The 24,716-nt window shown below is 46.6% G+C and carries 20 protein-coding genes; 6 read left to right on the forward strand and 14 right to left on the reverse strand.

Going from position 1 to position 24,716, the window contains the following annotated elements; all coding sequences use genetic code 11:
* Positions 1 to 55: 55 nt before the first annotated feature.
* Both PSE7367_RS10620 and PSE7367_RS10625 read right to left on the reverse strand, forming a co-directional pair.
* Complete coding sequence (locus PSE7367_RS10620) at positions 56 to 508, reverse strand: response regulator (protein ID WP_015165350.1); 453 nt, start codon at positions 506 to 508, stop codon at positions 56 to 58.
* 70 nt (positions 509 to 578) lie between these two features.
* Complete coding sequence (locus PSE7367_RS10625) at positions 579 to 2,873, reverse strand: ATP-binding protein (RefSeq protein WP_015165351.1); 2,295 nt, start codon at positions 2,871 to 2,873, stop codon at positions 579 to 581.
* A gap of 804 nt (positions 2,874 to 3,677) precedes the next feature.
* Between PSE7367_RS10625 and PSE7367_RS10630 the strand changes: the two genes are divergently transcribed.
* The 3 genes from PSE7367_RS10630 to argJ are packed head-to-tail and all read left to right on the forward strand — an operon-like array spanning position 3,678 to position 6,376.
* A complete protein-coding gene (locus PSE7367_RS10630) occupies positions 3,678 to 4,319 on the forward strand; it encodes an AAA family ATPase (protein WP_015165352.1) in 642 nt (213 codons plus the stop codon).
* Positions 4,316 to 5,122: a hypothetical protein gene (locus PSE7367_RS10635; protein ID WP_015165353.1), complete on the forward strand. Its 807-nt coding sequence runs from the start codon at positions 4,316 to 4,318 to the stop codon at positions 5,120 to 5,122. The genes PSE7367_RS10630 and PSE7367_RS10635 overlap by 4 nt, the downstream gene beginning before the upstream one ends.
* A gap of 39 nt (positions 5,123 to 5,161) precedes the next feature.
* Positions 5,162 to 6,376, forward strand: coding sequence for a bifunctional glutamate N-acetyltransferase/amino-acid acetyltransferase ArgJ (argJ, locus tag PSE7367_RS10640; protein WP_015165354.1), 1,215 nt, complete (start codon positions 5,162 to 5,164; stop codon positions 6,374 to 6,376).
* Positions 6,377 to 6,422: 46 nt separating this feature from the next.
* On the opposite strand, the gene PSE7367_RS10645 is transcribed toward argJ, so the two are convergent.
* From PSE7367_RS10645 to PSE7367_RS10660, 3 genes are all read right to left on the reverse strand, one after another.
* Positions 6,423 to 6,605, reverse strand: a complete 183-nt coding sequence (locus PSE7367_RS10645) for a hypothetical protein (RefSeq protein WP_156800379.1) — start codon at positions 6,603 to 6,605, stop codon at positions 6,423 to 6,425.
* Between the two features lie 58 nt (positions 6,606 to 6,663).
* A protein-coding gene (locus PSE7367_RS21955; RefSeq protein WP_156800460.1) for an IS630 family transposase occupies positions 6,664 to 7,796 on the reverse strand; the annotation gives its coding sequence in 2 pieces (ribosomal slippage) (positions 6,664 to 7,367 and positions 7,367 to 7,796; 1,134 coding nt in all).
* A complete protein-coding gene (locus PSE7367_RS10660) occupies positions 7,789 to 8,709 on the reverse strand; it encodes a hypothetical protein (protein WP_156800380.1) in 921 nt (306 codons plus the stop codon). The genes PSE7367_RS21955 and PSE7367_RS10660 overlap by 8 nt, the downstream gene beginning before the upstream one ends.
* Positions 8,710 to 9,101: 392 nt before the next feature.
* Between PSE7367_RS10660 and PSE7367_RS10665 the strand changes: the two genes are divergently transcribed.
* Positions 9,102 to 10,571 (forward strand): cryptochrome/photolyase family protein, encoded by a 1,470-nt coding sequence (locus PSE7367_RS10665; protein ID WP_015165355.1) that lies wholly within the window; start codon positions 9,102 to 9,104, stop codon positions 10,569 to 10,571.
* A gap of 93 nt (positions 10,572 to 10,664) precedes the next feature.
* Here the strand turns inward: PSE7367_RS10665 and PSE7367_RS20435 are convergent, their stop codons facing one another.
* Complete coding sequence (locus PSE7367_RS20435; protein WP_015165356.1) at positions 10,665 to 13,922, reverse strand: response regulator; 3,258 nt, start codon at positions 13,920 to 13,922, stop codon at positions 10,665 to 10,667.
* A 3-nt stretch (positions 13,923 to 13,925) separates the two neighbouring features.
* Positions 13,926 to 16,679, reverse strand: a complete 2,754-nt coding sequence (locus PSE7367_RS22425) for a methyl-accepting chemotaxis protein (RefSeq protein WP_015165357.1) — start codon at positions 16,677 to 16,679, stop codon at positions 13,926 to 13,928.
* A gap of 274 nt (positions 16,680 to 16,953) precedes the next feature.
* Between PSE7367_RS22425 and PSE7367_RS21965 the strand changes: the two genes are divergently transcribed.
* Complete coding sequence (locus tag PSE7367_RS21965; RefSeq protein WP_156800381.1) at positions 16,954 to 17,103, forward strand: hypothetical protein; 150 nt, start codon at positions 16,954 to 16,956, stop codon at positions 17,101 to 17,103.
* 56 nt (positions 17,104 to 17,159) lie between these two features.
* On the opposite strand, the gene PSE7367_RS10680 is transcribed toward PSE7367_RS21965, so the two are convergent.
* The 7 genes from PSE7367_RS10680 to urtA form a co-directional block, all read right to left on the reverse strand.
* The gene (locus PSE7367_RS10680; protein ID WP_198013407.1) at positions 17,160 to 17,597 is read right to left on the reverse strand and encodes a chemotaxis protein CheW; all 438 of its coding nucleotides are present in this window, start codon (positions 17,595 to 17,597) and stop codon (positions 17,160 to 17,162) included.
* A gap of 124 nt (positions 17,598 to 17,721) precedes the next feature.
* On the reverse strand, positions 17,722 to 18,087 hold the full coding sequence (locus PSE7367_RS10685; protein WP_015165359.1) for a response regulator transcription factor: 366 nt from the start codon (positions 18,085 to 18,087) through the stop codon (positions 17,722 to 17,724).
* 290 nt (positions 18,088 to 18,377) lie between these two features.
* Positions 18,378 to 19,637 (reverse strand): response regulator, encoded by a 1,260-nt coding sequence (locus tag PSE7367_RS10690; RefSeq protein ID WP_015165360.1) that lies wholly within the window; start codon positions 19,635 to 19,637, stop codon positions 18,378 to 18,380.
* Positions 19,638 to 20,462: 825 nt separating this feature from the next.
* Positions 20,463 to 20,714: a PDDEXK family nuclease gene (locus PSE7367_RS22730; RefSeq protein ID WP_264314142.1), complete on the reverse strand. Its 252-nt coding sequence runs from the start codon at positions 20,712 to 20,714 to the stop codon at positions 20,463 to 20,465.
* Complete coding sequence (locus tag PSE7367_RS22735) at positions 20,686 to 20,868, reverse strand: hypothetical protein (protein ID WP_225882650.1); 183 nt, start codon at positions 20,866 to 20,868, stop codon at positions 20,686 to 20,688. The genes PSE7367_RS22730 and PSE7367_RS22735 overlap by 29 nt, the downstream gene beginning before the upstream one ends.
* Positions 20,869 to 20,958: 90 nt before the next feature.
* On the reverse strand, positions 20,959 to 21,657 hold the full coding sequence (locus PSE7367_RS10700; protein ID WP_015165361.1) for a Uma2 family endonuclease: 699 nt from the start codon (positions 21,655 to 21,657) through the stop codon (positions 20,959 to 20,961).
* A gap of 91 nt (positions 21,658 to 21,748) precedes the next feature.
* A complete protein-coding gene (gene urtA, locus PSE7367_RS20440) occupies positions 21,749 to 24,085 on the reverse strand; it encodes an urea ABC transporter substrate-binding protein (RefSeq protein WP_015165362.1) in 2,337 nt (778 codons plus the stop codon).
* Between the two features lie 248 nt (positions 24,086 to 24,333).
* Between urtA and PSE7367_RS21970 the strand changes: the two genes are divergently transcribed.
* Positions 24,334 to 24,474, forward strand: coding sequence for a hypothetical protein (locus PSE7367_RS21970; protein WP_156800382.1), 141 nt, complete (start codon positions 24,334 to 24,336; stop codon positions 24,472 to 24,474).
* Positions 24,475 to 24,716 lie beyond the last annotated feature (242 nt).

A 24,716-nucleotide genomic window follows, 5' to 3' on the forward strand; every position in this document is an offset into this window, starting at 1 on the left:
ACCTGAAAATATACAGCTTATGATCTTATTGACTTGTGTATCCACAGTTAGCAAGTTATTGATAAACACTAGGAGATATATTTGCCAATAACCAATAGTCTACAAATGCTTGGATCGTCAGCCGTAGTTTTCCCAATCCGAGCGGCTTAACTAGATAGCCATTGGCCCCATGATGATAACAAAATTCGATATCTTGCGGGCTATTAGAAGTTGTAAAGATCACCACCGGAATCTGCTGTAGTTGGATATCTTGCTTTAATTGCTCTAACACCTGCCTGCCGTCCGTTCCTGGCAAATTTAAATCAAGCAAAATCACCGCAGGGCGAGGAGCCTGTTTAGACTTTTGGTAAGCTCCCTCGTGATACATAAAGTCAAGTACATCGTCACCATCTGTACATCGGTAGATCGGTTCATGCAAGATCGCGTCTTTAATCAAGCGTTGGATGATCTCAAAATCTGTATCATTATCTTCCACCACCAAAAGGGGGCAAGTTAGAGTATTTTCCATAAATTAAGATTTTTGCTGGGAAATTTTTGTTGTTTTTGTAAACTGATAAATTTTGCAAAATAACGAATATTTATACTCCTAGCGTAAAATAAAATGTTGATCCCCTACCGTAAGTACTATTTAGCCAAATTTGTCCCCCATGACGTTCAACAATTTTTTTTGTAATGGTGAGCCCTGCACCTGCTCCACCACCATATTTATCACGACCATGAAGTCGTTTAAATAAGTTGAAAATTGTTGTCCTATGGCGATCGCGAATGCCAATGCCATTATCTTTTATATAAAAAACTGGCGGTTTGGTGGTGGGTAGATCCACGGCTGCAGTTACAGCCTCATAGTCGGGGTGCCCTGGGGTTAGGTAGGAAATTTCGAGCTCCTTCTGGGCTTGATCGTTATATTTCAAGGCATTACTAATCAGATTATTGAATATTTCTTCGATTAACGTCGGATCGGCCTGGATCGTGGGCAATCGCTCAGGGATGTTAACCTCAAAGGTTTCTTCAGGGCGACTCACTCGCAATGTTTTAACCACGCGATCGATGATGGCATTTAGATCCGTGGACTGTAGTTGTAGCTCAGCATGCCCCAAGCGTGAAAAGTGCAAAAGCGTATCGATGAGGGTCTGCATCCGCTGGGTCAAGCCCATTACAGACGTTAGCCTTTCTACCACTTCAGGATCTAAGTTATCCGCAGCATCATGCAAAACCAGCTCAGTATAGTTATAAATACCGCGCAGCGGTTCCTGGAGATCGTGGGATGCAGCATAGGCAAAGGAATCCAGCTCTTGATTACTCCGCTGTAACTCTAGATTAATCTCTGCTAGCTCGTCTGCTTTCTTGAGTGCAATCCCCACCAATGAGCTGCGCAGTTCTAAAGCTGCCTCAATTTCACAGTCTTGCCAGGGTAGGGAGCAATGCTGAACGGTTTCTTGCCAGATGGCAAAGGATTTACGTGGCCCTATTACCAAGTCACGATCGGGCGTATCTGTGATTGCATCTTCGGGATCACCTGCCCATTTAACCGTTTGAATCACCTCAGGGCGAAACCACAGCAGGTAATAGCGATTTACGCGGGAAATTTGTAAGAGGATTAAACCACTAGCCGCCGCTTTGAAGTCCATCGCCGATGGGTAATGCTCCGCTAAGACATCGGTATAAAAAATATTGTCTTCAATCCTGGTGGCAATATCATCGATCAAGTCCTGTACCTGCTGTTGGTTGGGGGTTATCCCAATTAAACTAATATCATCTCCCAGGCACACGGCCGCCCCCTTTGCCCCGGTCAGTTCCAGGAGTTGTGGGTCTGATGCCAATAATGCGATCGGGAAATTATGCGATTGAGACACCGTTTCAATCAATTGGGCTAGCACGGTTTGCAGTTTTTTCTGATAATCTAGCTTGCCATAATTAACCTTGCCAGTTAATTCCAAACACATCACCTGCCCTAGGAATGTACAGGCGGTGCGAATCTGAGAAGAAACTTGTTTAGGCGTTTTGTGGTGGCAGGCAATGAGACCCCACAGTTGCCGATCTTTAATTAATGGCATTGTCATGGTGGCCATTATGCCCATGTTCTTCAGGTATTCAATATGGCAGGGTGAGATTTGCCTCAGGGTGGCATAGCCTAGATCTAGCGGTGGGGCTTCGGCTAAATGAGCAGCGGCGATCAGAGGTACTGGTGCATCATCCACATTCGGAATCATCCGCCAGGGATTATGCTGAAATAGTTCACGGGCTGATGGCGGAATATCAATGCTGGGGAAATTCAACCCCAGGTAGCTTGGCATGTCGCTAATTTTACTCTCGGCTTCAACGATACCTGCCGCATCACGATCGAATCGATAAATCATCACCCGATCGAAACCAGTGAGGGCACGAATGTCTTCTGCCACCATATTCAAAAAGTCCGGTAGATGGCTTGCCTGCTGCATCCGCAACAAAATATCTTGGATCCAATGGTGAAATTCAAGGAAGGTAGTTGCTGAGGTGGAGTCACTTAGTTCTAGCTCTAAGAAAATAGCCACCGGAGCCTGGTGAATAAAAGCATCAAAACAGCGAGATTGATCACCATAGGCAAGGGTTAATTGCAGGGAATTGAGGCGATCGGGATATTTGACCAGGCAATTCCTTAAGATCTCTATTTGCTGGTCAGATAATAGAAAATCGAGGGGTTGGCCCAGTAACTTTTTGGCTTCAAGCCCCAGATACTTGCGGGTATTCTGACTGACGTAGTTAATGGTTAATGTAAACGGATCGATCGCAATTAAAACACCATAGGGTTGAATCGCTCCCGGAGTACGGATCGGAAAAATTTCTTGATAGGCTTCTAAAATTGCTTGCTGCCTAATAGATTTTGCAACTACCATGATGTTTTTGCTTTTTTTTGGTGGTTACGATCGCTATCTGTTACCCATAAGCGTTACCTAGGATGTAGGTTGCAATATCAGTGAGATACAAGAAAACGATGTGCTGGAATATCAATCTATAACCTGTTTAAATGCATGGGTATTCTAACTACCATTGTGCTTAGTTGGATGACCATGCTTAGTTATTAAGTATAGAGCGATCGCGCGGTATGACTTGTCAGATTTACGATGCCATCTCATGACTACAATAATTTTAACTTCTTTCTCATCCATTAACAGATTGCCCTGTCAGCCAATCGACAGGATAATCAGCTAATAAGTCGGTATAGCGATCGCTTTATTACTTCAAACCGCTTAAACTAACTATCCACTTTTTTGGGTAAGGTCAAATCGAGGATTTTAGGTAAAGATCACCCCAGCACTAAAACCAAAGTAGGATGGTTGGAAGATTTACTACGCATTTGCGATCGTAAATCTAAACCTTCGATTTTGCGATCTATCCAGTGTTTTTCAGGATAGCGATTATGTTAGCTCCAATTAAATTGGCGTATTATGGAAGTATGAAGCATCAAAAATTAATATTTCAGATCTCGGGGTAATTTCAGGGGTATCTCAATTCATTGGGATCCCAACGTTTTGAGATTGGGATCCCAGATCAAATGAGATGCTACACCCACTACAACCAGATCAAATGAGATGCTACATACATACACTCACTCACTACAATTGATTAAGTTCTTGTTATATGCCGAGTTTGGGTTCAGGTTTAATGCTTTAATGCAATAATTCTAAACCTTAGGCATTGTGTCAGTAATAGTATTCATCAATCAAAAAGGCGGCTGCGGCAAATCCACCACCTCAGTACATTTTGCTTACTGGTTGGCCAAGCAATCGGGCTCAGTGGCGATCGTTGATGCCGATGCCCAGCAAAGTAGCTCACAGTGGGTTGAGGGGATCAATCAGGATATCCCCTACTTCGTGATTCAATCACCCGATGATCTACTCGAAAAAGTACCGCAGGTGGTGACTGAGTATCAGCATGTGGTGATCGATGGCCCAGCCAGCATTGCCGAAACCACCAGGGCGATCTTATTCAGGGCTGATCTGGCCGTGATTCCCTGCCAGCCAACTGGGGTTGATTTGCGCTCCACCTCCGATGCGGTGCGATTAGTCAAGCAAGCCCAATCTGTACGCGGCGGGCCACCGATGGCAACAGTTTTTTTGTCGCGGGCGGTCAAAGGAACTAAGCTAAAGGATGAGGCATTGCAACTACTTGCTCAAGTTGAGGGTGTAAAATTGCTCAATTCAATTATTCATCAAAAACAGGCGATCGCTGACACCAGTGGTCAATCAGCCACGGTATGGGACTTATCAAGCCGGCCAGCCAAGGAGTCGGCGCTGGAATACGCAGATTTGTTTACGGAAATCATGGAGTTATTGCCATGACCAGGAAACCCCGCAAACCCCTGAATGACGCACTGGCCAGCGAGTTTGTATATGGCGAAGGTGATGAAAATACGCAAGCGTCTATCTCGCCAGAAGCCGGATCAAAAACATCACCAGAAATTGAACCACAACCCAAACAATCGGTGCTGCCGGAACAGCCTCGGGAAAAAGCAATAAAGCAAGAACAGCAAGAACAGTTAGAGCAAAAAGATCAGCCTGAGCCAGAACAGGCAAAAGCTGCTACACCTGCCACAGCGAAGCGATCGCCAAGGGCAAGCAGGTCAATCCAGTCTGGGGCAAGGAAAACTACTGCTCGTGGTACTAAAACCACTACTAGTAGCACCAGTTCGCGGACTAGCCGCAGTAGCAATCAAGCTAAGTCAACTACTAAACCCAGTTCTAAACCTAGCGCTAAAACCAGTTCTGAACCAAGTCAGAATGAGCCAAGCGAACAGGTCAAGCAAGTTAATAGGCAAAGCAAGTCAACCAGGCCAAGTATTGGGCAACGTCCAGTTATGAGTAGATCCCCAAAATTGATCAGGGCAAATCAGCTTAGTCCGGCGAAGTTGCCCCCCAGTCGTTATGCGGCAATGTCGTTAAAACCCAGGCCATCGGGGCGGGAAGCAAATGTGATGTTGAAGCTAGAGATACCTGGTTCGCTGTATAAAAAATTATCGATCGTGGCGACCAGGTCGGGCAAATCTAAGGCAGAAATTATCCGACAACTACTGGACGATCGAATGGATAGCCTCATGGCTGAGCTTGATTTGCTTGACGAGCCGAAGAATCAAACTGATACTTAAAAATAATAATTGGATTGATTTTTTAGGTTCAAGCACAATATGACTCAATGGCATCAAATCAGTGGCGGGGTCACTGCCGCGCAAGGCTATAAAGCGGCTGGAATTACAGCAGGGCTCAAATCCTCTGGTAAACCTGATTTAGCCTTAATTTGCTCAGATGTGGGGGCGATCGCTGCTGGCGTATTTACCAAGTCTTGTGTGCGGGCAGCCTGCGTAGATTTCGATCGCCAGGTATTAGAATCAGGCGCGATCGTGCGAGCAATTTTGTGTAATGCTGGCCAGGCCAATGCCAGCACTGGTGAAGAGGGTTGGCAGAATGCGGTTGAATGTGCCCAATTGGTGCAAAAGGCGATCGGCACAACTGAAGCGGTGATGGTGACTTCAACTGGCGTAATTGGCAAGCAACTCTTGATGGACAAAATGCGATCGGGCATTCCCCAAGTAGTTACGGCTCTGACCGCTGATGGTGGCGAGGCGGCCGCAGGGGCAATCATGACCACTGATACCGTGCCGAAGATCTATGCCCTGGAAGCGGATTTTGATGGGAAGCCAGTGCGGGTAGGAGGCATCTGCAAGGGGGCTGGTATGATTCACCCGAATATGGCTACAATGCTGGGCTTCATTACGTCTGATGCGGCAGTAGCACCAGCCCTGTGGCAGGATATGCTCAGCCAGGCGATCGATAAAAGTTTTAATCAAGTTACAGTAGATGGCGATACCAGCACCAACGATTCGGTGATTGCGCTGGCCAATGGCCGATCGGGCACGCCGGGGATTATGCAGGCTAATTCAGCGGTAGCTCAAAAACTAGAGGGGATGCTAACCGAGGTTTGTATAAACCTGGCTAAGGCGATCGCCAAGGACGGGGAAGGTGCTACTAGCCTAATTGAAGTTAGGGTTGAGGGTGCCCAAAGCGAAAATGATGCTAGAAAAATAGCCAAAACGATCGTTGGCTCGGCTCTGGTCAAATCTGCCATCTTTGGTAATGATCCTAATTGGGGTCGCATTGCCGCTGCTGCTGGCAGAGCTGGAGTCTTGTTTGACCAAAATAAATTACACATTCAACTCGGTGAGTTTGTAATGATGACAGCAGGTACACCGCAGGATTACGATCGCACGGCGGCAAGTGAGTATCTCAAACAGGATGAGGTGAAAATCCGGGTTGCGATCGGTGATGGCAAAGCATCAGGACTTGCCTGGGGCTGCGACCTCAGCTATGACTATGTAAAAATCAATGCCGAGTACACCACCTGATTTCCTGGCTTTATATAATCAAAATATAATCAAACCAAAATCAGGCCTACCAACCTTCACTTTGTTGATCGGGTAAAATTTCAGCATCAAACATTTTCCATAATGCCTGCCAGTAGGGGCGGAAAATGTCCATGTCCTCTGCGGGTAGACGATTGTTCATTTCTTCTACTAATAAGCGCAGCATAGTTCGCACTAACCGCCAGGTTACCTTGAGCGGTGGGTATAGCATTACGCACAAAGGGAAAAGTTCGTCTTTAATAGATTCAACGTTTTCTTCTAGTGGATTGTCAGCTTTCAATTTGTGGGTAAAGTCGCTTAAGGCGAATACGAGCATCTGCAGTTGTGAATTGCCAATCTACCGACTTCTGCAAATGATTACGCTCAATGAACCAAGCTGATGTTTCTTGTTCAAGAGTTTCTCGATCTGGGATCCGTCGATCCAGACATTGTCGGGTTAGTGCAGACAGCTCGATTTCGGCAATATTTAGCCAACTTCCATGTTTGGGCGTATGGTGAATTTCTAGCCGTTCGACCAACCGACGCGCAGTGGACGGAGCAAAGGCCTGATAGAGCGAGGCAAGTTTGTGAATGTTCAAATTGTCACATACCAAAATGACAGTCTCGCAATCGGCGTAGTCTTGTTCAAGTAAGCGTTGAATTTCGATCGCCCAATCAACTGAGGTTCTGCGTTCACTCACAACTGCTTTACGCCAACCGGCCAAAGGTTCTGTAAACAAGAAAATATTAGCGGTGCCATTGCGCTCATATTCATAATCTACCAACTCTGGTTGTCCTGATTTAGCCGGCAATGGAATGCGTGTTTGTTTAACCAATTGCACCGGTTTTTCATCCATGCAAATTACCGGATGCTTAGAATCATAGGGTTGGTGATAAATCTCTAGTACATCTTCCATATGAGCAACAAAATCGGCATTTTGCTCAGGTGGAATCACATACTGTTGACGTAGATGTGGTTTCAGTTCGTTTTTTTCAGCACTTGTCGCACGGTCTCGTGACAAATAGCTGGTACAATTTCTAACTCCACCGCTTTATCAGCAAGCAATCGCAATGTCCAGCGAGCATGACCAGCAGGTGGTTCGCTACAACGTAAGGCTATTAGCTTTGCCTCCGACTCTCCATCACATACGTGTGGTCGTGGCGCACTTTGGCGAGGTTTGCGTGCCAAGGCCGACTCTAAACCTCCTTCAATCAATCGTTGACGCAGGTTGGCTACTGTATTGCGATGGCAACTAAAGGTGGCGGCGGCTTCCGCATCTGTCCAGTTCTGGCCATTTATATCGATATTTAACAGAATGTTGGCATGTTTGATTTTATAGGCGGCGGCCTTACCAGTAGACACAAGATTTTGCAGCTCTTCGCGCTCTTCCTTGCTCAAACGGACGATATAGCGTTTAGGCATAATATACTGCTCGGATAACATAGGTATAGTTTATCCATCTTTCCCTTAACTCACAAACCCAAGATTGACAGAACACTAGTACGCATAAACACAAATAGGTTTGAAACATTTCCACATCTCGAATGCTGGAAATAAGCACCGCAGGATCGGTTAAAGCACCTGTATGACATTGGTAGGTGGGATAACTTTCCCCCACCCGATCGCAAATCTGGAGCGCAATTTCACTACTGATCGGCAATAGCGATCGCACCGCTTTTAATTGAGGTGAATCAAATTCATGCTTGGCCGCAGCCTCATAGGAGCGTTGCAATGGCATATAGAGGTGGTCATCGATCACCTTGAAATACGAACCAACCAGGGCTTTCTCCGCTGGTGAGAGCAAATCTAGCAGTAATTGGCCGCTGTGGTGAAACTGCATACTCACAAAGCCCAAAACCAAAGGATTGGTTGCAGTATATTTATGGCGCATGTTACCAACATCCTTGGCGATCGCTACCGATAGCTGACCTGGGGTAGGCAGTGCAGTAGTAATGGTGGCTGTATCTGGATTAGTAATTGATGACAGCTCCACCGATCGCATGGCGTGCTGCTCCGTATAAACTGCCAAGGATTTTTCAAACAGCAGGCGTGAATCATCGGCAATCTGCCATGGATCAATCAGCTCAGGCTTAATGTCATGGAGCTTGACTTGCTTTGCCAGCAGAGTCTCAGTTTTGGCCCAGGCCTGGGCACTAGCATAGCGCAGTGACTCTAATAGTTGATTTGCCGTTTGCGTACGCCCAACTTTTGAGGCAATCTCTTCTATACTTCTTTGATCTGGCGACTGTTCACCTGATTCAACCTTAAGCTTCCCTACATACTTCTTGGCCCAAATTTGCGCCAATGATTGAATTGAGCCTTCTTGATCCGTCATTGCTTGTTGATTTGTTGATAAGTTTGATAAGTCGCTGATCATGTTTACGTTTAAGTTTGGTGTACTAAAAATATCGGAAATTTTATTTTATTCAGACTTGTTATCCATCGATCATATCGCATCCATTGCTATGCCTGTGCAAATGCAACAGAGTAATCTTGCATACATGCCAACAAATTGAGCAAAACGGCTTAATTATGGTCTGGTTAGCTGCAGATGCCCTTTCAAGCTGCTATGGGCAGTGGTACTGCAAATACTGTAAATACTGAAAATAAGAAGAATTACACATAATGGCGGCGTATAAATTTCAAACGGCAATCAGCATAGCCGATCGGCGTAGTTGATATATTTGAATAGGAATCAAAAATATAAAAAAGCAGCGCCCATCCCCAATGCCAAAATCACTGAATAACTCGCAAAACCTGACGATTGTATGGCATCGACGCGATCTCAGGATCGCTGACAATCCTGCTTTAGATCAGGCGATCGCCCAAAACGGAGCCACCATTGGCATATTTATATTCGATCCGCAAATTTTAGAAAGCAAGGCCGAAGACCAAACCACCGGTGCTGGCCAGGTTGATTTCATGCTGGGTTGTTTGCAAGAATTACAGGCCGCTTATCAAGATTTGGGTAGCGATCTGCTTTTTTTTCATGGTGACCCAGCTAAAACCATTCGAGACATAGCACAAACCCTCAATGCTGCACGGGTGTTTTTCAATCAAGACGTAGAGCCCTTTGCCCGTGAGCGCGATCGGCAAGCCTGTGCTGCCCTGGCCGAAATTGGCGTTGAAGTAAAAAGCTTTCTGGATCTTGCCCTCCATGCCCCCGATGCCATTTCCACCAATTCCGGCACGCCCTACAAGGTCTATACTCCCTTCTGGCGTAGTTGGATCGCCAAAGCAAAGCCGCAACCACTACCTAGCCCTGCAAAACTAGTTGGTTTGGATGGCCGCACCAGCGAGAGTAGGTCAATTGAAGCCAAGGCGATCGCCCTACCCAGGCTGGCAGATCTGGGCTTTAGCTGCGATCAGGATATTCCCACCGCTGGTATTAAGGCCGCTGAGCAGTGTCTACAGGATTTTTGTGATACCAACAAGATTTTTAATTACCAGCAAGAGCGTAACTTTCCTGCTAATCCTGGCACCTCGATGCTCAGTCCACATTTAAGGTTCGGCACGATCGGCATCCGCCAAGTCTGGCAAGCCACGGTCGCCGCTACCGAGCATATCCGCAGCGATGAAGAAAAAGCGGGATTGCAAACCTGGCGACAGGAATTGGCATGGCGCGAGTTCTATCAACATGTGCTGTTCCATTTTCCCGATCTGGCAACGGGGGCATATCGATCGCAAATGCAGGTGTTTGAGTGGGATGATGACGAGGCTAAGTTTGCGGCCTGGTGTAAGGGAGAGACGGGCTATCCGATCGTGGATGCGGCGATGCGGCAATTGAATCAAACGGGCTGGATGCACAATCGCTGCCGGATGATCGTGGCTAGTTTTTTGACTAAGGATTTAATCATTAACTGGCAGTGGGGTGAGCGCTATTTCATGGAAAAGCTGGTGGATGGCGATCAGGCGGCGAATAATGGTGGCTGGCAGTGGAGTGCTTCTAGTGGCATGGACCCGAAACCGTTGCGGATTTTTAATCCGGCTTCGCAGGCGCGGAAATATGACAAGGATGGCGAATATATCCGGCGCTGGATTCCAGAATTAGCAGGCTTGACTACGGCGGAGCTGCTGAGTGGCAATATTACGCCGCAACAATGCAAGGAGCGTGGTTACCCCATGCCGATCGTTGATCATGCGGTGCAGCAACGGGAGTTTAAGCGCAGGTATGGCGAGGCAAAAGAAAGCCTTTAGTAATTAGTAATTAATTATTAATCTTTCATAGACCTTCATAGACAGGACTTATGCAGACGGAGATACAGCAGTTTGCGATATATAGGGGTGACCTTACCCCACAAACGAATTCACACATTTGAGGATTTCCACCGCCGTAAACGGCTTATTAATATAGGCATTTACGCCCAACTTCGCCGCCTCATCCCGGTGTCTCTGCCCCGAACGCGAAGTCAAAAACACTACGGGCAGATTGTGCCAGCGTTGATCGTCTCGTACTGCTTGCAGGAGGCCAAACCCATTCAGTCGCGGCATTTCAATATCTGAAATCAATAGCTTGAGATTATTAGAAGAACCACTCACTATATCCAAGGCTTCCTTACCATCCCGACAGGAGATCACATCATAGCCACTTTGCTTGAGGATACGTTCCAACAATCGCCGCGTGGCCACTGAATCTTCCGCGATCACGATCGAAGGTGGCTGGTTCTTGGCAATGCTACGCAATGAAGGTGGGGTTTTCTTACCAATCGCATAGGCGCGATCGAGCTTAACAATTTCGCTCGGCACAATTACTGGCACCGCTCGACCTGTACCCAAAATTGCACAGCCAGACAGATAAGAAGGCATTGGCAGAGTATTATCAAATGGTTTGATGATTAATTCTCGTTGTTCCAAGATTGTATCTACTTTGACCGCAATTACAGAATCGCCGCCATCGAGAATCAAGCCCACCTTATGCTCTGCGCCAGACTGGTCATAGTATTCGTTGCCATAGGCTAGCAATTTACTCAGCGGAATTAAGGGGATTTCCTGCCGCCGCCATTTCACCAGTTTGGGATGATTCGCATCGGTTGCTGTGTCTGAGTGGGTGGTATTTATGGCCTTAGTAGCCTTAGTGGCAGGTGGTTCAGACGTGGGAGATGGGGGGTGGGTGGCGATCGCTTCCGTAACGCTGCTGCTACTGGATATTTCCGTAATATCCGTAGCCTCTGTTTCCACATATTCCATCTCACTGGCCATAATAATATCCAGCACACTGGTAGCCAGAATCCCCAGCGAATGTGCATTGAGGTTGCAAACCATCATTGGTAAGAGGTTCAGTTCGATCGGTAGGGTGATGGTGAATTCGGTGCCCTGACTGACCTGGGTCGCAATATTAATATTGCCACGCAACTTTTTGACCTGCGATCGCACAATATCCAAACCCATACCCCGACCAGACAGACTACTGACAGTAGCAGCGGTTGAGAAACCCGGTTGGAAGATGAAATTAAGCATCTCTTCGCTGGACAATGGGGCTATGGGTGGGTTGTGATCAGCCATCCCCTTAGCGATCGCCTGTTGATAGATATGGGCTGGCTCGATGCCACTGCCGTCGTCACGCAAGCGAATAATAACTTGCGTACCTTCCACCATTGCTTCTAGGGCAATCGTGGCTGTAGCGGGTTTATCCTGGGCGCGGCGTTGGGATGGCGATTCGATCCCGTGGTCAAACGCATTCACCAGTAAATGATTGAGTGGTGTTTGCAAGCGCTCTAATACGGTCTGGTCTACCAGCACTTCCGCACCGCTAATTTCTAAATTGACATCCTTGCCATGTTTTTGACAGAGGCGAGCCAATTGAGCAGTAAACCGCTGAGCCAGGGTTTTGAATGGCACCAGCCGCGATGCGGTGAATTCCTTATAGAGTGCGTCCAGTTCTTGACGGAGCTGGGTAATTTCTTCGGCTAGTTCCCTGGAACTGATGTCGATGTCCGATCGGGTTTCTTTAATCCTGAGCAATAACTCCTGAAACCCTTGTAGGCTAATGTGGGTACTGGTGTATTGATCCAGTTCCAAGGCATCAAAATCCGATCGTCCAGCCTCGAACGTAGCGATGCCATCCATACCACCGATCGCCGCTAACAGAGACGCGCCACCGCCGTTATTCGCATTTCCCTCCCCATTGGCAGCCAGAGCGGCAGTGTTGGCATTATGATTACTATTCCGGTTCAGCCCCAACGAAGAAGACACCGTGAGCTGGTCATAGAGGGATTGGATATAGTCCTGGACTGGCGCAAGACCCTGTACCAGGTTTTGCAAATTACGACTGGTCTGACTAATTTGCTGTTGCTGGCGCACTAAGCGTTCATGGCGGATGATTAACTCACCAACCATGTTGCTCATTTTCTTCATCCGATCGCTGGGCACCCGCACATAAGAAAGCGATTTAGCGACGATCGACTGAGCTTCGACATTGGTGGCCCCACTCAAATCGAGTGATCCCTGATTGGATGAGAGTGGGATTGTATTTTCTGGGTTCTCCTTCGTTGCGGTGAGTTCCTGGCCTGGGATTTCCGGCTGGCCTAAATCTGCTGTTTCTTCCAACTCATTTTCAGCTTCGACTGGTTCCAGGGCAGCAATCTCAGCGGCGGGAGCTAAATCTAAATCTGAATCTAAGCCTGAATCTAGCTCTGAATCTAAGTCTGATGTTGCCGCCAACTTAGGTTCAGCGCTGGTGGGTGCTGTGGTGGCGGGAACTTCGTTCACATCAGTCACTTCCGTAACATCAGTAAAATCAGCAACTGGCGCTGCCGCTGTGACCGGTTGAGTGGGTTGCAGATATTGCGATCGCTGGTGCCGCAAGGCCGTAATAACCTGTTTGCCGATCGTGCGCAGTTCGGTGAGTGAATGGCGATCGTGGGCTTGTACTGCCTCAATTAAGGGGGGCAGTGGTTCCGTTAGCCATTCTAGCTCGAAGGTTTCGCTTAATAATAAGCATTCCTCTGCCAGAACCGCCAGACTGGTTTTGATCTGGGGGATGCTGACCGGGTCTAGATCAAGTTCTTGAGCAGCATGAGTTAAACAGGCTTCCAGGTCTTTTTCTAACGCTGCCCTGACCATCGCCGGAACTTCAGCGTTGGCCGGTGTGTTGGCTTGAAAGTTGTCTCCCGTTGCTGTTTCTGCCTTAATCATGGCCAGAGTGGAACTTAATAACTCCAGCAAATCAAGGTCTACGGACACATCCTCAAGGGAGTTGTCGGGTAAGGCATTGATCCGATCGACCACTGCCACAATTTCATTGATGCCCTGTTCAAGCAGTTGGCCAATGATCTGACGATCGATCGCTTCGTTGGTGCGCAACAGCTCCAGGATGTCTTCAAATTTATGGGCCAGTTTGCTCAGGCTGGGCAATTGGGCAATGCCAGAGCCCCCCTTGAGCGAGTGAGCCGCGTGCATCAGTGCGGTGTAGTCCGGTTGTCCCTGTTGTAATTTCTCTAGACCCTGTTGCAAGGCTTCCAGGTATTTAGGCAGATCGTCATAGAGAAAACACTGACGCGATTCCAGGTTTATGGCGGCCAGGGTTGCCGCATCAAAACTAATTGCCATAATTTATTCCTTCTCAAGACGGAACTGATCCACGGATACTTGCAGGTTTTCGAGTACGCCCACTAGGTCTTGTAGTGAAGTAGTTACGGATTTGGTTTCTTGTTCAGTGGATTTGGCGATCTCATTAACGTTTTCCAAGACTTTGTTCACCTGCTCCGAAGCTAGCGTTTGCGAAACCGTACTGTCAGAGATCGATTGCAAGTATGCGTCGATATTGCGGCTAATTTCCGCCAGCCCCTTGAGCGTTTCTTTGGTTTCGTTTACCAGTTTGGTACCTGCGACCACCTCGGTTGTACTTGCTTCCATTGTTTGTAACACTTCGGTGGTTTCCTGTTGGATGTTCCCCACCAGTTGGTGAATTTCTCTGGTTGCCTCAGTAACTCGATCAGCCAGGCGGCGTACCTCATCGGCTACAACCCGGAAGCCTTGACCATGTTCACCAGCGCGAGCCGCCTCGATCGAAGCGTTAAACGCCAGCAGGTTCGTTTTTTCGGAAATCCCGGAAATGATCGACACAATCTGGGAAATTTCTTGCGAAGATTCGGCCAACCGTTTGACTTTTTTTGACGTTGCCGCCACTGAAGAGCGTACCCCTTCGATCGTCTGCACCGTTTGGTCAATCTTGGTATCACCCTCTTGTGCGGCTAACACACCCTGATTGGCAATTTTGGCCGCATTCTGGGCTGATTTTGCCACCCGTTGAATTGCTTTGTTACTCTCATCGGCATCAAACAGGGCATTGGCGATTACCTTCGATTGGGTTTGGGCGGAATCAGAGAAGGTATCCACGGTATTTCCGGTGCTTTGAACCAGTTCATTTACCTGAATCGCGGCGTTCTTGACCTGAACCACCAGGGTTTTAAGTTTGCGAATCGTAGCATTAAATGCGTCAGCGATCGAACCTACCTCACCCTCAGTAATCTTGGCTTGCACGGTCAGGTCACCTTTTTGGGCTCCTTCAATTTCCAGCAGCAGGCTGATTACTTCCCGTTGCAGTCTTTCCTTTTGTTCTTTCTGGGCTTTGGCTTCTTGTTCGTTCAACTTCGCCTGTCTTTCCAGGGCTTTTTCTGACTGGACAATACTATCGGCCATATTGTTGAATGCTACGGCCAATTCACCTACTTCATCATCAGCCACGATCTCGGCTCTGGCTTTCCGATTGCCCCCCGCAAATGCTTGGGTAACCGGGGTTAGTTCTTGAATTGGTTTGGCCACCGATTCCCGTAGAATCAGCGCTAGCATAATATCAAGAATCAACACGATGATTGTGGATATACCCAGTGACAACCAGGTATTGCGGGTTAGGTTGGTCACCTTGAATTCAGAAGTACCCCGCACCAGGATCGCCGTAGGTTGATCGTTATACTGCCTCACCGCACCATCTGGAGTTACCAGAATCTGACTGGGCTCAGCTTGAGCTGCCAGAGTGAAATACTGATCCCCGATTTTCAGGCGAGCATTGATCACCTCACCTTCGGCGGCAGCCGCTTCGTTTAGGAACTGTTCGGTTTGAGGAGTAGGATTTAAGCCTATGTTTGGCTGGAGCGCACCTTGATCTGTTTGTAGCAAAGAGGTTGCCAAGACAAACTCGCCGCTGGGCTGACGCATATAGACGGCGGCATAACCACTGTGCTCACTGTCTGCCTGTGCCGCTTCTGCTTCTTGTCCCAGGGCGGAGAGGGTGAGCTGGGCGATCGGCTGTTTGTTGTTGACAATATCACCGGAAATCAGCACCCCCACTACCTTACTGCTACTGCCAGGGGCAAATACAGGGGTGGCGGTATAACGAATCAGCGCATCCTGGATTGCAAATCCCGGCGGCAGGGGTGGCGCTTCGGCCTGTAAATCGGCGGCGGGCACAATCGCACTGGCTTTGATCTGAGCCGGGTTTTCTAAAACCGCACTCACTAGTCCGGCGGGGTCGAAAGATTGTCCGGTGCGATCGGCATTGGCATTGACAATAATGCGGCGATCGGTGCCCACCAATGTGGCATACTCGATTGTCCGGGCAGTGATTTCATTTTCCAGAATCCCCTTCACCTGAGCTTCCTGGGCAGCGCTAATGGAATTACTACTGGCATAGCTATTGGCCGCAGCCACGATCGCCAAGTTATCAGATTGCCCCCGGAAACCAAACCCCATCTGGTTGATTTTAATGTTGTAGTTAATGTCCATAACTGCAACCTCTGAGCTGGCTTGCTCAAACAATTGTTGTTTTAGCGATTGTCCAATCAGAACCGCACCAAAGGCAATGATCCCCAGAGACAAGACCTCAGAAGCGATCAAGGTGGATAATTGTTTGCGCCCCACGGGCAGGTTCAAGAACCAAGACGGGATCAGTGATTTTTGCTTGAGTTTAGGAATGCTGCGGATTTCCGCTTTTTTGGTGGGGCTACTAACGGGTTTGCCGGTGGTGTCTAATTCTGGCTCGGCTAATTCTGGTGGGGCCGAAGGAGCCAGTGCTTCCACCATTGGTTGCAGGTTCTCCAGCGCTTTTTTAGCGATCGCGCCGTAGGTACCATCTGGATCTTGTTCAATTACCTGTTGATAGATGGCGATCGCCGCTTCGAGACCGCCTCGACTTTCTAATTCATAGGCTTCGAGAATACTGGGCATCAAATCTACTGCCGCACCATTATTGGTCGGCATGGCGGGCACGGCTACGCCTGATTCATGACCATTTTTTTGATGGCCGTTCTGGTTTGCGTCGGTTTCTAACCTCGAAAGGGGTCGATCGGGATTGCTTTTCTGATTCATGGTTCTTAATGGAAACGTAGTGAACGATAGAACTAGATTGAAACTATAGTTGGCTCAGCTCAAGGTCATGGGCAAGCGTGGCTAATTGTTGCGTTGGAAGATGGGAGCTGGGGAAGGATGGGCACTGAGATCGACAATTTAAAATATAAAGTATGAGCGATCGGACTTAGAACCTGTGGCACTAACTCTCGAACCGCTTAATCTTTTTGGGTAATCTAAACTTTTTTAATCCCTAGGGCGCTAACCTCGCTATCCACAAATTTTCTTCAAAGCAATGCTGATCGCTGTCAGATATGGATTTATGGATTGTATGCGGTTATTCCCAGTAGACATGGCATCAGAATTTACCCGTCTGTCTGGAAGTTGCAGAGCCTATGGCATGAAGGCGGTTGAGAATATAGCGCTCAATTGTTTCATTGGTTAAATACTGATTGCGATCAATTACGATCAATCGTGAGCAACGCTGCCCCACCCAGAGCATCAGGCGCTATGGGCCAGGGTGGCAGTGAAGTCGGGATTTAACACCGCAAATAATTTTAGAGGATCTAATACTACGTGGGTGTTGCCTTGATGTCGGGTATATCCTGCTAATACTGACTTAGAGCGTTTTGGCAATTTGGTGGGTAAGCTGCGTTGTCGACGGCGATCGAACGAAATTACATCTTCAATGCCCTTGACAATGCAAATAATCTGGCGATTATCCAGATCTGATTGCGTTGATCTGACCACCACCGCCGTTAGGGGATTAATCAAAGAAGTAAATTTCAATCCTAAAAATGCCTCCAGGTGCATGACCCAGAGCAGGTTGCCCTTATGATTATTAACCCCTAATAACCAAGGTTCCATATTGGGGATCGGGGTTACTTCCTGTTGCTGCAGTTGCAAAACATCCCCCACCGCCATGACTGGAATCGCCATACGTAGATTATGTGAAATCTTAACAGCAAAGTATTCCTGACTCATGGCTAATTACTCAATTACTTCTTCTACTTCTTTAATCAGTTGTTGGCGATCGTGGTGCGTGCTTCTAATGTCAATTTTCCTAATTAACATGTTGATAGACCCGATCCAACAGCTCTTTGGGAGCAAATGGCTTGGTCACATATTCATTCCCGCCCTGGCGCAGTGCCCAGAACTTATCAAATTCTTGATCCTTGGAACTGCAAAATAGAATCGGTATCTGGCCTAGCTTCGCGTCTTCGCGGATACTGCGGCACAGGTCTAGTCCACTTTGACCCGGCATAATAATATCCAGCACAATCAGGTTGGGCAGGGAATTGCTTTGCAGCCAATTCCAGGCTGATTCGGCATTGTCATGTACTATCACATCAAACCCTGCTTGGGAGAGTAAGCTAGAGATCAATTTTTGCTCAGCGTGGCTATCTTCAACCACAATTACTGTTTTCATGTTCTTTAAACCTCGATCACTTGATAATTGATTAAGAATACTGAGAATAATTAAAATACTTGGCAGGCCAAGAATTCAGAGCATAGGAAATATGGAGATGGTGGGAATGATTGAGATTAGGTAATCTATTCGCCCTACTCCCTCCCTATTCATCGTTGGGAATTCATCGTTGGGACGATGCGCCCTCTTAAGAACATCTAGAACCTAGATAGATATACAAACTACAAACTACAAACTTGTCAGGTGGGTAAAAGCAATAGCCAGACCAATAAAACCTGGCGATCGCTGCACTAACTGGCCACCGCATTGCTGGTTGGCTTGATCAATTTGTCGATCGTAGCCAAGAGTTGATGGGGTTCCACTGGTTTGGCAAGGAAATCAGAAGCCCCCACCAGTTGCGCCCGCATCCGATTAACCAGTCCACTGCGTCCGGTCAGCATCACGATCGGTACGTTGCGCAGATGTCGGGTTTGTTTGAGCATCTTGCTGAGTTCATAACCATTGATATCAGGCATGTTGATATCCATTAAAATCAGATCTGGTTTCTGACGTACCAAAGCAGTGAGCGAGCTGGCTGGGTCGGTAATGCTAATCACCTGATGGCCAGACATTTCCAACACCATCCTGACCTGCCTTTGCACCGAAGCACTGTCATCAATACAGGCGATCGTGGAGGCGGAAGTTGACTCATCCTTGCCGATCGTTGGTAGCAACGGCTGGGCAGTGTGATCGCGGCTGTAGGGCAGCACACTGACCATTTGCCCTTCAAGCAACGGCTGCAACCAATTAGCCATCGTGAGCGTATCCACATCCGCCGCCCTAGCCACCTCATACAAACAGGCTTGCTTAGATAACAAATCAAACCATTGCGGGGTAGGAGCATCACTGCGCATGATTTCAACCGCAGGCGTTCTAGGCATTTCCACCTGTAATCGGCATTTGAGTCTGGCTTTGTCGAGCTCAAAATCAAATCGCACCAGAGGCGAGGAAATATAGCTGTGTAGATGTTGCCACTGCCGGATTTTGGGTAATGCTGGCTTGAGCAAGTTGGCGATCGGCACTGAGACCAGTAATGGCTCTAAGTATGGATGTTTGACAAATTCAACGCGAGCCCTATTCAACGAAATTGCCTGGATTAAAGCCTCGGTACTAATTTTGACAATTAGCTGCCGGAAATCCGCCAGAGGCAGATCCGTTTGTTGATGCCATTCCGTTAATGCCGAATATTCATAGTCTTTGTTAGTTGCTACCAGGGTGGTGGTGCTCAGATCACGATTGCTCAAGGCTTCCGCGATCGTGCTTTCCAGATTGTCTAACTTGCTCTGCAGCTTCAGTCTGTCGCCAGCATTGACTTCATACTGTCGCCACAGGCAAGATATCCGTTCTACATTACTGGCGATCGTTGTGGCATAGTGCAATCGCTTCCCCCCCACATAAATTTTCCAGCCAACTGAGTTATCGTTGGGATGATATATATTCAGATGTCCGGACAAATCATTGGCAGCTACTTTTTGTAGAGCCCGAAATGGGCTGATCAGTAGGTTGGTCATTTCCTTAAATCAGTAATACTGTGATTGATAAGGAGCAAAATTAATCTTGAATTTGCCAAGCTAGGCACACCATATCTATCAGGTTAAGACCTATCAGGGTTAAGCAACTTAACAAGATGCTGAGCATCATAAAACTTGGATGTAGAAAACTGGATTGGCGATCGTCAATTTTCAATTTCCATGCTCTTAAATAGATTAAGAACCGTGAAGGCCAATGCCTCGAAGCGCCTACCTTAATCCAACAATTTAGTACATGACTAACTGAGTAATCATATGCCGAAAAATCAAGGAAATTTCACGAAACAAATAAACAATAAATATCCCCTTTAATGGCAAGTCAAGGAAGTTACTCTACCTTCATTTACCAAGAATTTGACATGTCGATTCCGCCAAATTACAGGAATCAACGGCACATTAACGTTAAGCCTATTAGTATTTAAATACTATAAACATAGTATAAGTAGTTGCGCCAGCATCTCGTACTTACTTAGATTATTAATTTTTGCTGTTAACTTATGTTAAGATAAGTTAAGATTATGTTATCAAGAATCAATAAACTTATTTTTCTTGAAAGTAAATGCGGAATTAATCATTATTAGTAGCCGAGCTACTCCCCTGAGTTCAGCCTTTAATCAATTCTAAAAGATATTGTGTTCAAGCTATCATGTGTGCTCAAATCCTGTCTGTGTGTTTTTGTGGGTTTCTGTGAGCTATAGATTTAACTCTGGCAACCAAACTGGCCCACCTGATTGCAATACATACTTGCCTTTAATCAGCTTATAGACTTCAAAGGGTTCATGCTGGTCATGGCGATAAAATTCAGGGTTATAGATCACATAGTAAAGCGCACCTAGCTTTCATATATTTTTGGATCTTTTGGTCATACTCACCACCATAAGTATGAGACACATGTTCAACCACCATAATTGGTGCAATGAAATCCTCTTCCCACATCACATAGCTTTTACGACCAAAATCACCCTTGCGCTTGGGTATGCCGACAATGAGAAACCCATCTGGCACGATCGGCACTCTAGGGTTATCCAGGTCATAATAAATGCCCAGATCGCACGCCAAAATCCAATCCTGGCGATCTGACCAAATGATTGACAATATGGCACAAAGCAAAGTCAGGGATTAAATCCTGGAGTTCATTATCCACAGGTGTATCGTCAGCGTCGGGTAATTCATCTGAACTGGGCAGACGCAGCAGCGCATTGTACTCTACCATGACGATCCTCCTGACTGACTGGCTAAATACAGCAATTTAACTCTGAACTAATCTTGACTTGATTTTAGCTGATCCATTTAAATCAATGTCCTAAAGAGTATCGGGATCAATACCTAGCTCTTGCAACTTCTTGAGTAATTTCGCATTTTGAGTTTCTTGCTGTTGGATTACTTCCACAGGCGATGGATATCTGTTTCCATCCTGGTCATACCAGAACAACCACTCCCGCTCCCAACCATTGAAAATACCAATATCTCTACCTATACCCAAGCCCACTTCAGGCATCCAGACTGGCTCTTGCCCTGCTTGATAGCGGTTATATATACCGTCAGTTAGCCGATACACTTCTAAGCCCTCATGTTGATCGCGGTTCTGAAACTCAGGGTTATAGACAATGTAATAAAGCACACCTAGCTTGATGTACTTTTGCATTTTGAGATCATATTCGCCGTTGTAAGCATGGGAGATATGCTCGATCGCCAGGACTGGAGCAGTATAGTTTTCTTCCCAGAGCACATAGCTTTTACGACCAAATTCGCCTTTATGCCTGGTTACACCTAAACTGAGAAAGCAATCGGGCACAATTGGAATTCTGGGATTATCAACGTCGTAGTAAATACCCATATTTGCACCCAGAAACCAGTCCTGGCGGTCTGACCAGGTATGGGATAAAATGCCCCATAGCAAACTGGCAAATAGATATTGAATCTCATTATCCACAGGCGTATCGTCAGAGTCGGGTAATTCATCTGAACTGGGCAGACGCAGCAGCGCATTGTACTCTACCATGACGATCCTCCTGGCAATGAGGTTTAACGGTGAATGTAGTTTGATTCTATCTTACAAACTTAAACCCATCAGTAGTATCGATAAAATGATCCTAATCAGTTGTTTCCGGAGGCTGGCTGGGAATCACGATCGTAAATTTAGTTCCTTGACCTTCACTAGAATCGTATTGAATCGTACCCTGGTGCTTTTCGACAATAATTTGATAGCTGATCGACAAGCCTAAGCCAGTTCCTTGTCCTAGCGGTTTGGTAGTATAAAACGGGTCAAACATGCGATCGCGGACTACGGGGGGTATGCCTGGCCCATTATCCCCAATCACAATCATCACCGTATTATCTTGCGGTTGAAATTGAGTTTCAATCGTAATAACACATTGGGCATGCTCACCCTGCCTAGAATCGGCCTGTGCCTCAATTGCATCGATCGCATTACTCAGCAGGTTCATAAATACCTGATTGAGTTGTCCAGGATAACAATCGATCGGCGGTAAATCACCATAGTTTTTAACTACTTCGATCGCTGCATAGGATGGTCTGGCCTTGAGCCGATTTGCCAATAACATTAGCGTACTATTTAGTCCTTCATGCACATCAACTTGCTTCATTACGGCTTCATCAAGGCGGGAAAAATTGCGCAGTGATAATACAATTTCCCGAATTCGCGCTGCCCCTATTTTCATTGAATCAAAGGTTTTAGGGAAGTCAGTTAATAAAAACTCAAGATCGATCGCCTCGATCTCTTCGAGGATCTCATCAGTGGGGTTAGGAAAATCGCGTTGGTAGAGCAAAAGCAAATGCATTAAATCCTCTGCATATTGATTCGCATGGTCAAGATTGCCATAGATAAAATTCACTGGATTGTTAATCTCATGGGCGATCCCCGCCACCAGTTGCCCCAAACTAGACATCTTTTCCGTTTGCACTAACTGGGTTTGAGTTTGCTTAAGCTCTGACAGAGTCTGGGTCAGTTGTTCGGCCTTTAGCCGTGATTGTTCTTCTAAGCGTCGCAATTCCACTTCTACTTGCTCACGTTCTTTAATTTCTTGTAAAAGTTCCTTTGTTCTCTGCTCGACCCTGGCTTCCAAGTCTTCGTTTACTTTCCTTAGGGCATCCTCTGCTTCAATCAATTGAACTTGGGTTTCACTCAGGTGACGATTGGAGCGAACTAATTCATCTATCGCTATATTTAACTGTTGCGATTTACGAGTCACTTCCCAACCATATTGAATACTTTTAGGAACTTCCCTGAGCAGATCAATTACGATTGGTACTTCCTGCATCTGCCAATCTTCAACCCCTAGCCAGGGTAGAGGCTTAATTGTTCCTTCCGTTGCGTAAATAACTTCAAATTGTCCATTTTTAAGCGCCTTGCCAATGCAGCCACGCTTCCACAAATGATGATTAGCCTCTAGATGAACTAAGGCGCTAGGGGAAGTGAAGCTCTGGCCGATCGCCGCTATCCGCACTAAATCACAATCAAAACTACCTGCCTTCTCCACCGATTGTTTCCATAAATAAACCTGGGTGTAGGCGGCTTCAATCGGATCGCTAGTAACGCGATCGGCACCATATCTGGCCTGGAAATTCTGGACAAATAACTGATTAGCTGGTGTGTTTAGGCTTTGGAAATAGCTCCAACTGGCATAATGCCCTGCCGTATAACCAGGGTCAATCTCCCTGAGCTCACCCTCGGCAACACTAACTGCCATAATGGGAATTTCCGCCGCAGTTATACCCGCCGCTGCATATTGTTGGTAGAAAGCCGCGTTACTACTGCCATTGAGGGTATTGAATACGACATCAGGCTGTAGAGCTTTGATATTGGCGATCGTGTCGCTGAAGTCTATATTACCTAGTGGTTTATATTCTTCACATACAGTCTTGCCGCCAGATTGCTGCAACTGAGCCATGATGATTTTGTGGGCTACGCGGGGAAAGACATAATCGGAACCAACTAAATAAAACCGATTGCCCACATGCTCTAGCAACCAATTAACCGCAGGTTTTACTTGTTGATTTGGGCAAGAACCGGTATAAAAAATATTTTTGGAGGTCTCTAAGCCTTCATACTGAACTGGATACCAGAGCTGAGCATTAAATTTTTCAAAAATTGGTAAGGCGGCTTTGCGGCTTGCAGAAGTCCAGCACCCAAAAACAGTTACCACCTGGTCTTGCTCAATTAATTTTTGTGCCTTAATTGCAAATTGCTCCGGCTCCGAATCAGTATTCTCAACGATCGCCACAATTTGCTTGCCCAATATCCCACCAGCTTCATTGATCTCGGCGATCGCCATCAATGCTGCATCAACTAACGCCGCTTCACTTACTGCCATGGTGCCAGAAAGGGAATGGAGCAAGCCCACCTTCACTATTTCGTCAGAGTCTTGATCAACGTTTAAATCCAGACCAGTTGATTCATTTATGTCCATTACAAAAATCTCTATCTAGGCAATCACTGTAATTCCCGCAATTTGCAATAGCATCGTGTTTATTTTATTTATATGAGGTTTATATTAGGTCAAACACAAAAGACCACCATTAAAGTCAAAGTATGGACAAGGATTAAACAAATGCCGCTAGCAAATAAAATACCCAAAATCACTTAAATACATCAATTATCCATCAATCAGTATTCAAATAGGAGTAGTTAGGCAGAGTTATATGGCCAACCCAAAAAGTGGCAGCAGGAAAATCAAGCTCTCGATTGGAGCGTAATTCCCTTGGCGATCGCCCCCTTGTCAATCGCCAAAACATAATTAATTCCATTGCTAACCCTGGCCAGAAAGACTCTGGTGAACAGCAAAGCCTAATTATATAGGGCATTAAATAGCATTAAAAATCGGCTTCACTTCAAACTAAGTCAACGTCAGGCCGTGGTTAAATTAGCCACCTACTATTCATTATTAATTGAAATTAATTGAACCCGTCGGAAAAACATCTAGCAAGGCACTGCACTAATACCAATGTGTAATGCTAATGCGCCTAACTGTCACAGGTTCCAATCCTACATGGTTAGAAATAATTTAGCAGCAAAAAAAGTCACATAAAATATGTATCTGG

The sequence above is a fragment of the Pseudanabaena sp. PCC 7367 genome, from assembly GCF_000317065.1.
Classification (GTDB): domain Bacteria; phylum Cyanobacteriota; class Cyanobacteriia; order Pseudanabaenales; family Pseudanabaenaceae; genus Thalassoporum; species Thalassoporum mexicanum.

Excerpts from the sequence above, each read along its gene's own strand:
- PSE7367_RS10620 (WP_015165350.1), bottom strand. The coding sequence starts at position 508 with ATGGAAAATACTCTAACTTGCCCCCTTTTGGTGGTGGAAGATAATGAT.
- PSE7367_RS10625 (WP_015165351.1), bottom strand. The coding sequence starts at position 2,873 with ATGGTAGTTGCAAAATCTATTAGGCAGCAAGCAATTTTAGAAGCCTAT.
- PSE7367_RS10635 (WP_015165353.1), top strand. The coding sequence starts at position 4,316 with ATGACCAGGAAACCCCGCAAACCCCTGAATGACGCACTGGCCAGCGAG.
- argJ (WP_015165354.1), top strand. The coding sequence starts at position 5,162 with ATGACTCAATGGCATCAAATCAGTGGCGGGGTCACTGCCGCGCAAGGC.
- PSE7367_RS10645 (WP_156800379.1), bottom strand. The coding sequence starts at position 6,605 with ATGCTATACCCACCGCTCAAGGTAACCTGGCGGTTAGTGCGAACTATG.
- PSE7367_RS10660 (WP_156800380.1), bottom strand. The coding sequence starts at position 8,709 with ATGACGGATCAAGAAGGCTCAATTCAATCATTGGCGCAAATTTGGGCC.
- PSE7367_RS10665 (WP_015165355.1), top strand. The coding sequence starts at position 9,102 with ATGCCAAAATCACTGAATAACTCGCAAAACCTGACGATTGTATGGCAT.
- PSE7367_RS20435 (WP_015165356.1), bottom strand. The coding sequence starts at position 13,922 with ATGGCAATTAGTTTTGATGCGGCAACCCTGGCCGCCATAAACCTGGAA.
- PSE7367_RS22425 (WP_015165357.1), bottom strand. The coding sequence starts at position 16,679 with ATGAATCAGAAAAGCAATCCCGATCGACCCCTTTCGAGGTTAGAAACC.
- PSE7367_RS21965 (WP_156800381.1), top strand. The coding sequence starts at position 16,954 with ATGCTGATCGCTGTCAGATATGGATTTATGGATTGTATGCGGTTATTC.
- PSE7367_RS10680 (WP_198013407.1), bottom strand. The coding sequence starts at position 17,597 with ATGGCGATTCCAGTCATGGCGGTGGGGGATGTTTTGCAACTGCAGCAA.
- PSE7367_RS10685 (WP_015165359.1), bottom strand. The coding sequence starts at position 18,087 with ATGAAAACAGTAATTGTGGTTGAAGATAGCCACGCTGAGCAAAAATTG.
- PSE7367_RS10690 (WP_015165360.1), bottom strand. The coding sequence starts at position 19,637 with ATGACCAACCTACTGATCAGCCCATTTCGGGCTCTACAAAAAGTAGCT.
- PSE7367_RS22735 (WP_225882650.1), bottom strand. The coding sequence starts at position 20,868 with ATGGTAGAGTACAATGCGCTGCTGCGTCTGCCCAGTTCAGATGAATTA.
- PSE7367_RS10700 (WP_015165361.1), bottom strand. The coding sequence starts at position 21,657 with ATGGTAGAGTACAATGCGCTGCTGCGTCTGCCCAGTTCAGATGAATTA.
- urtA (WP_015165362.1), bottom strand. The coding sequence starts at position 24,085 with ATGGACATAAATGAATCAACTGGTCTGGATTTAAACGTTGATCAAGAC.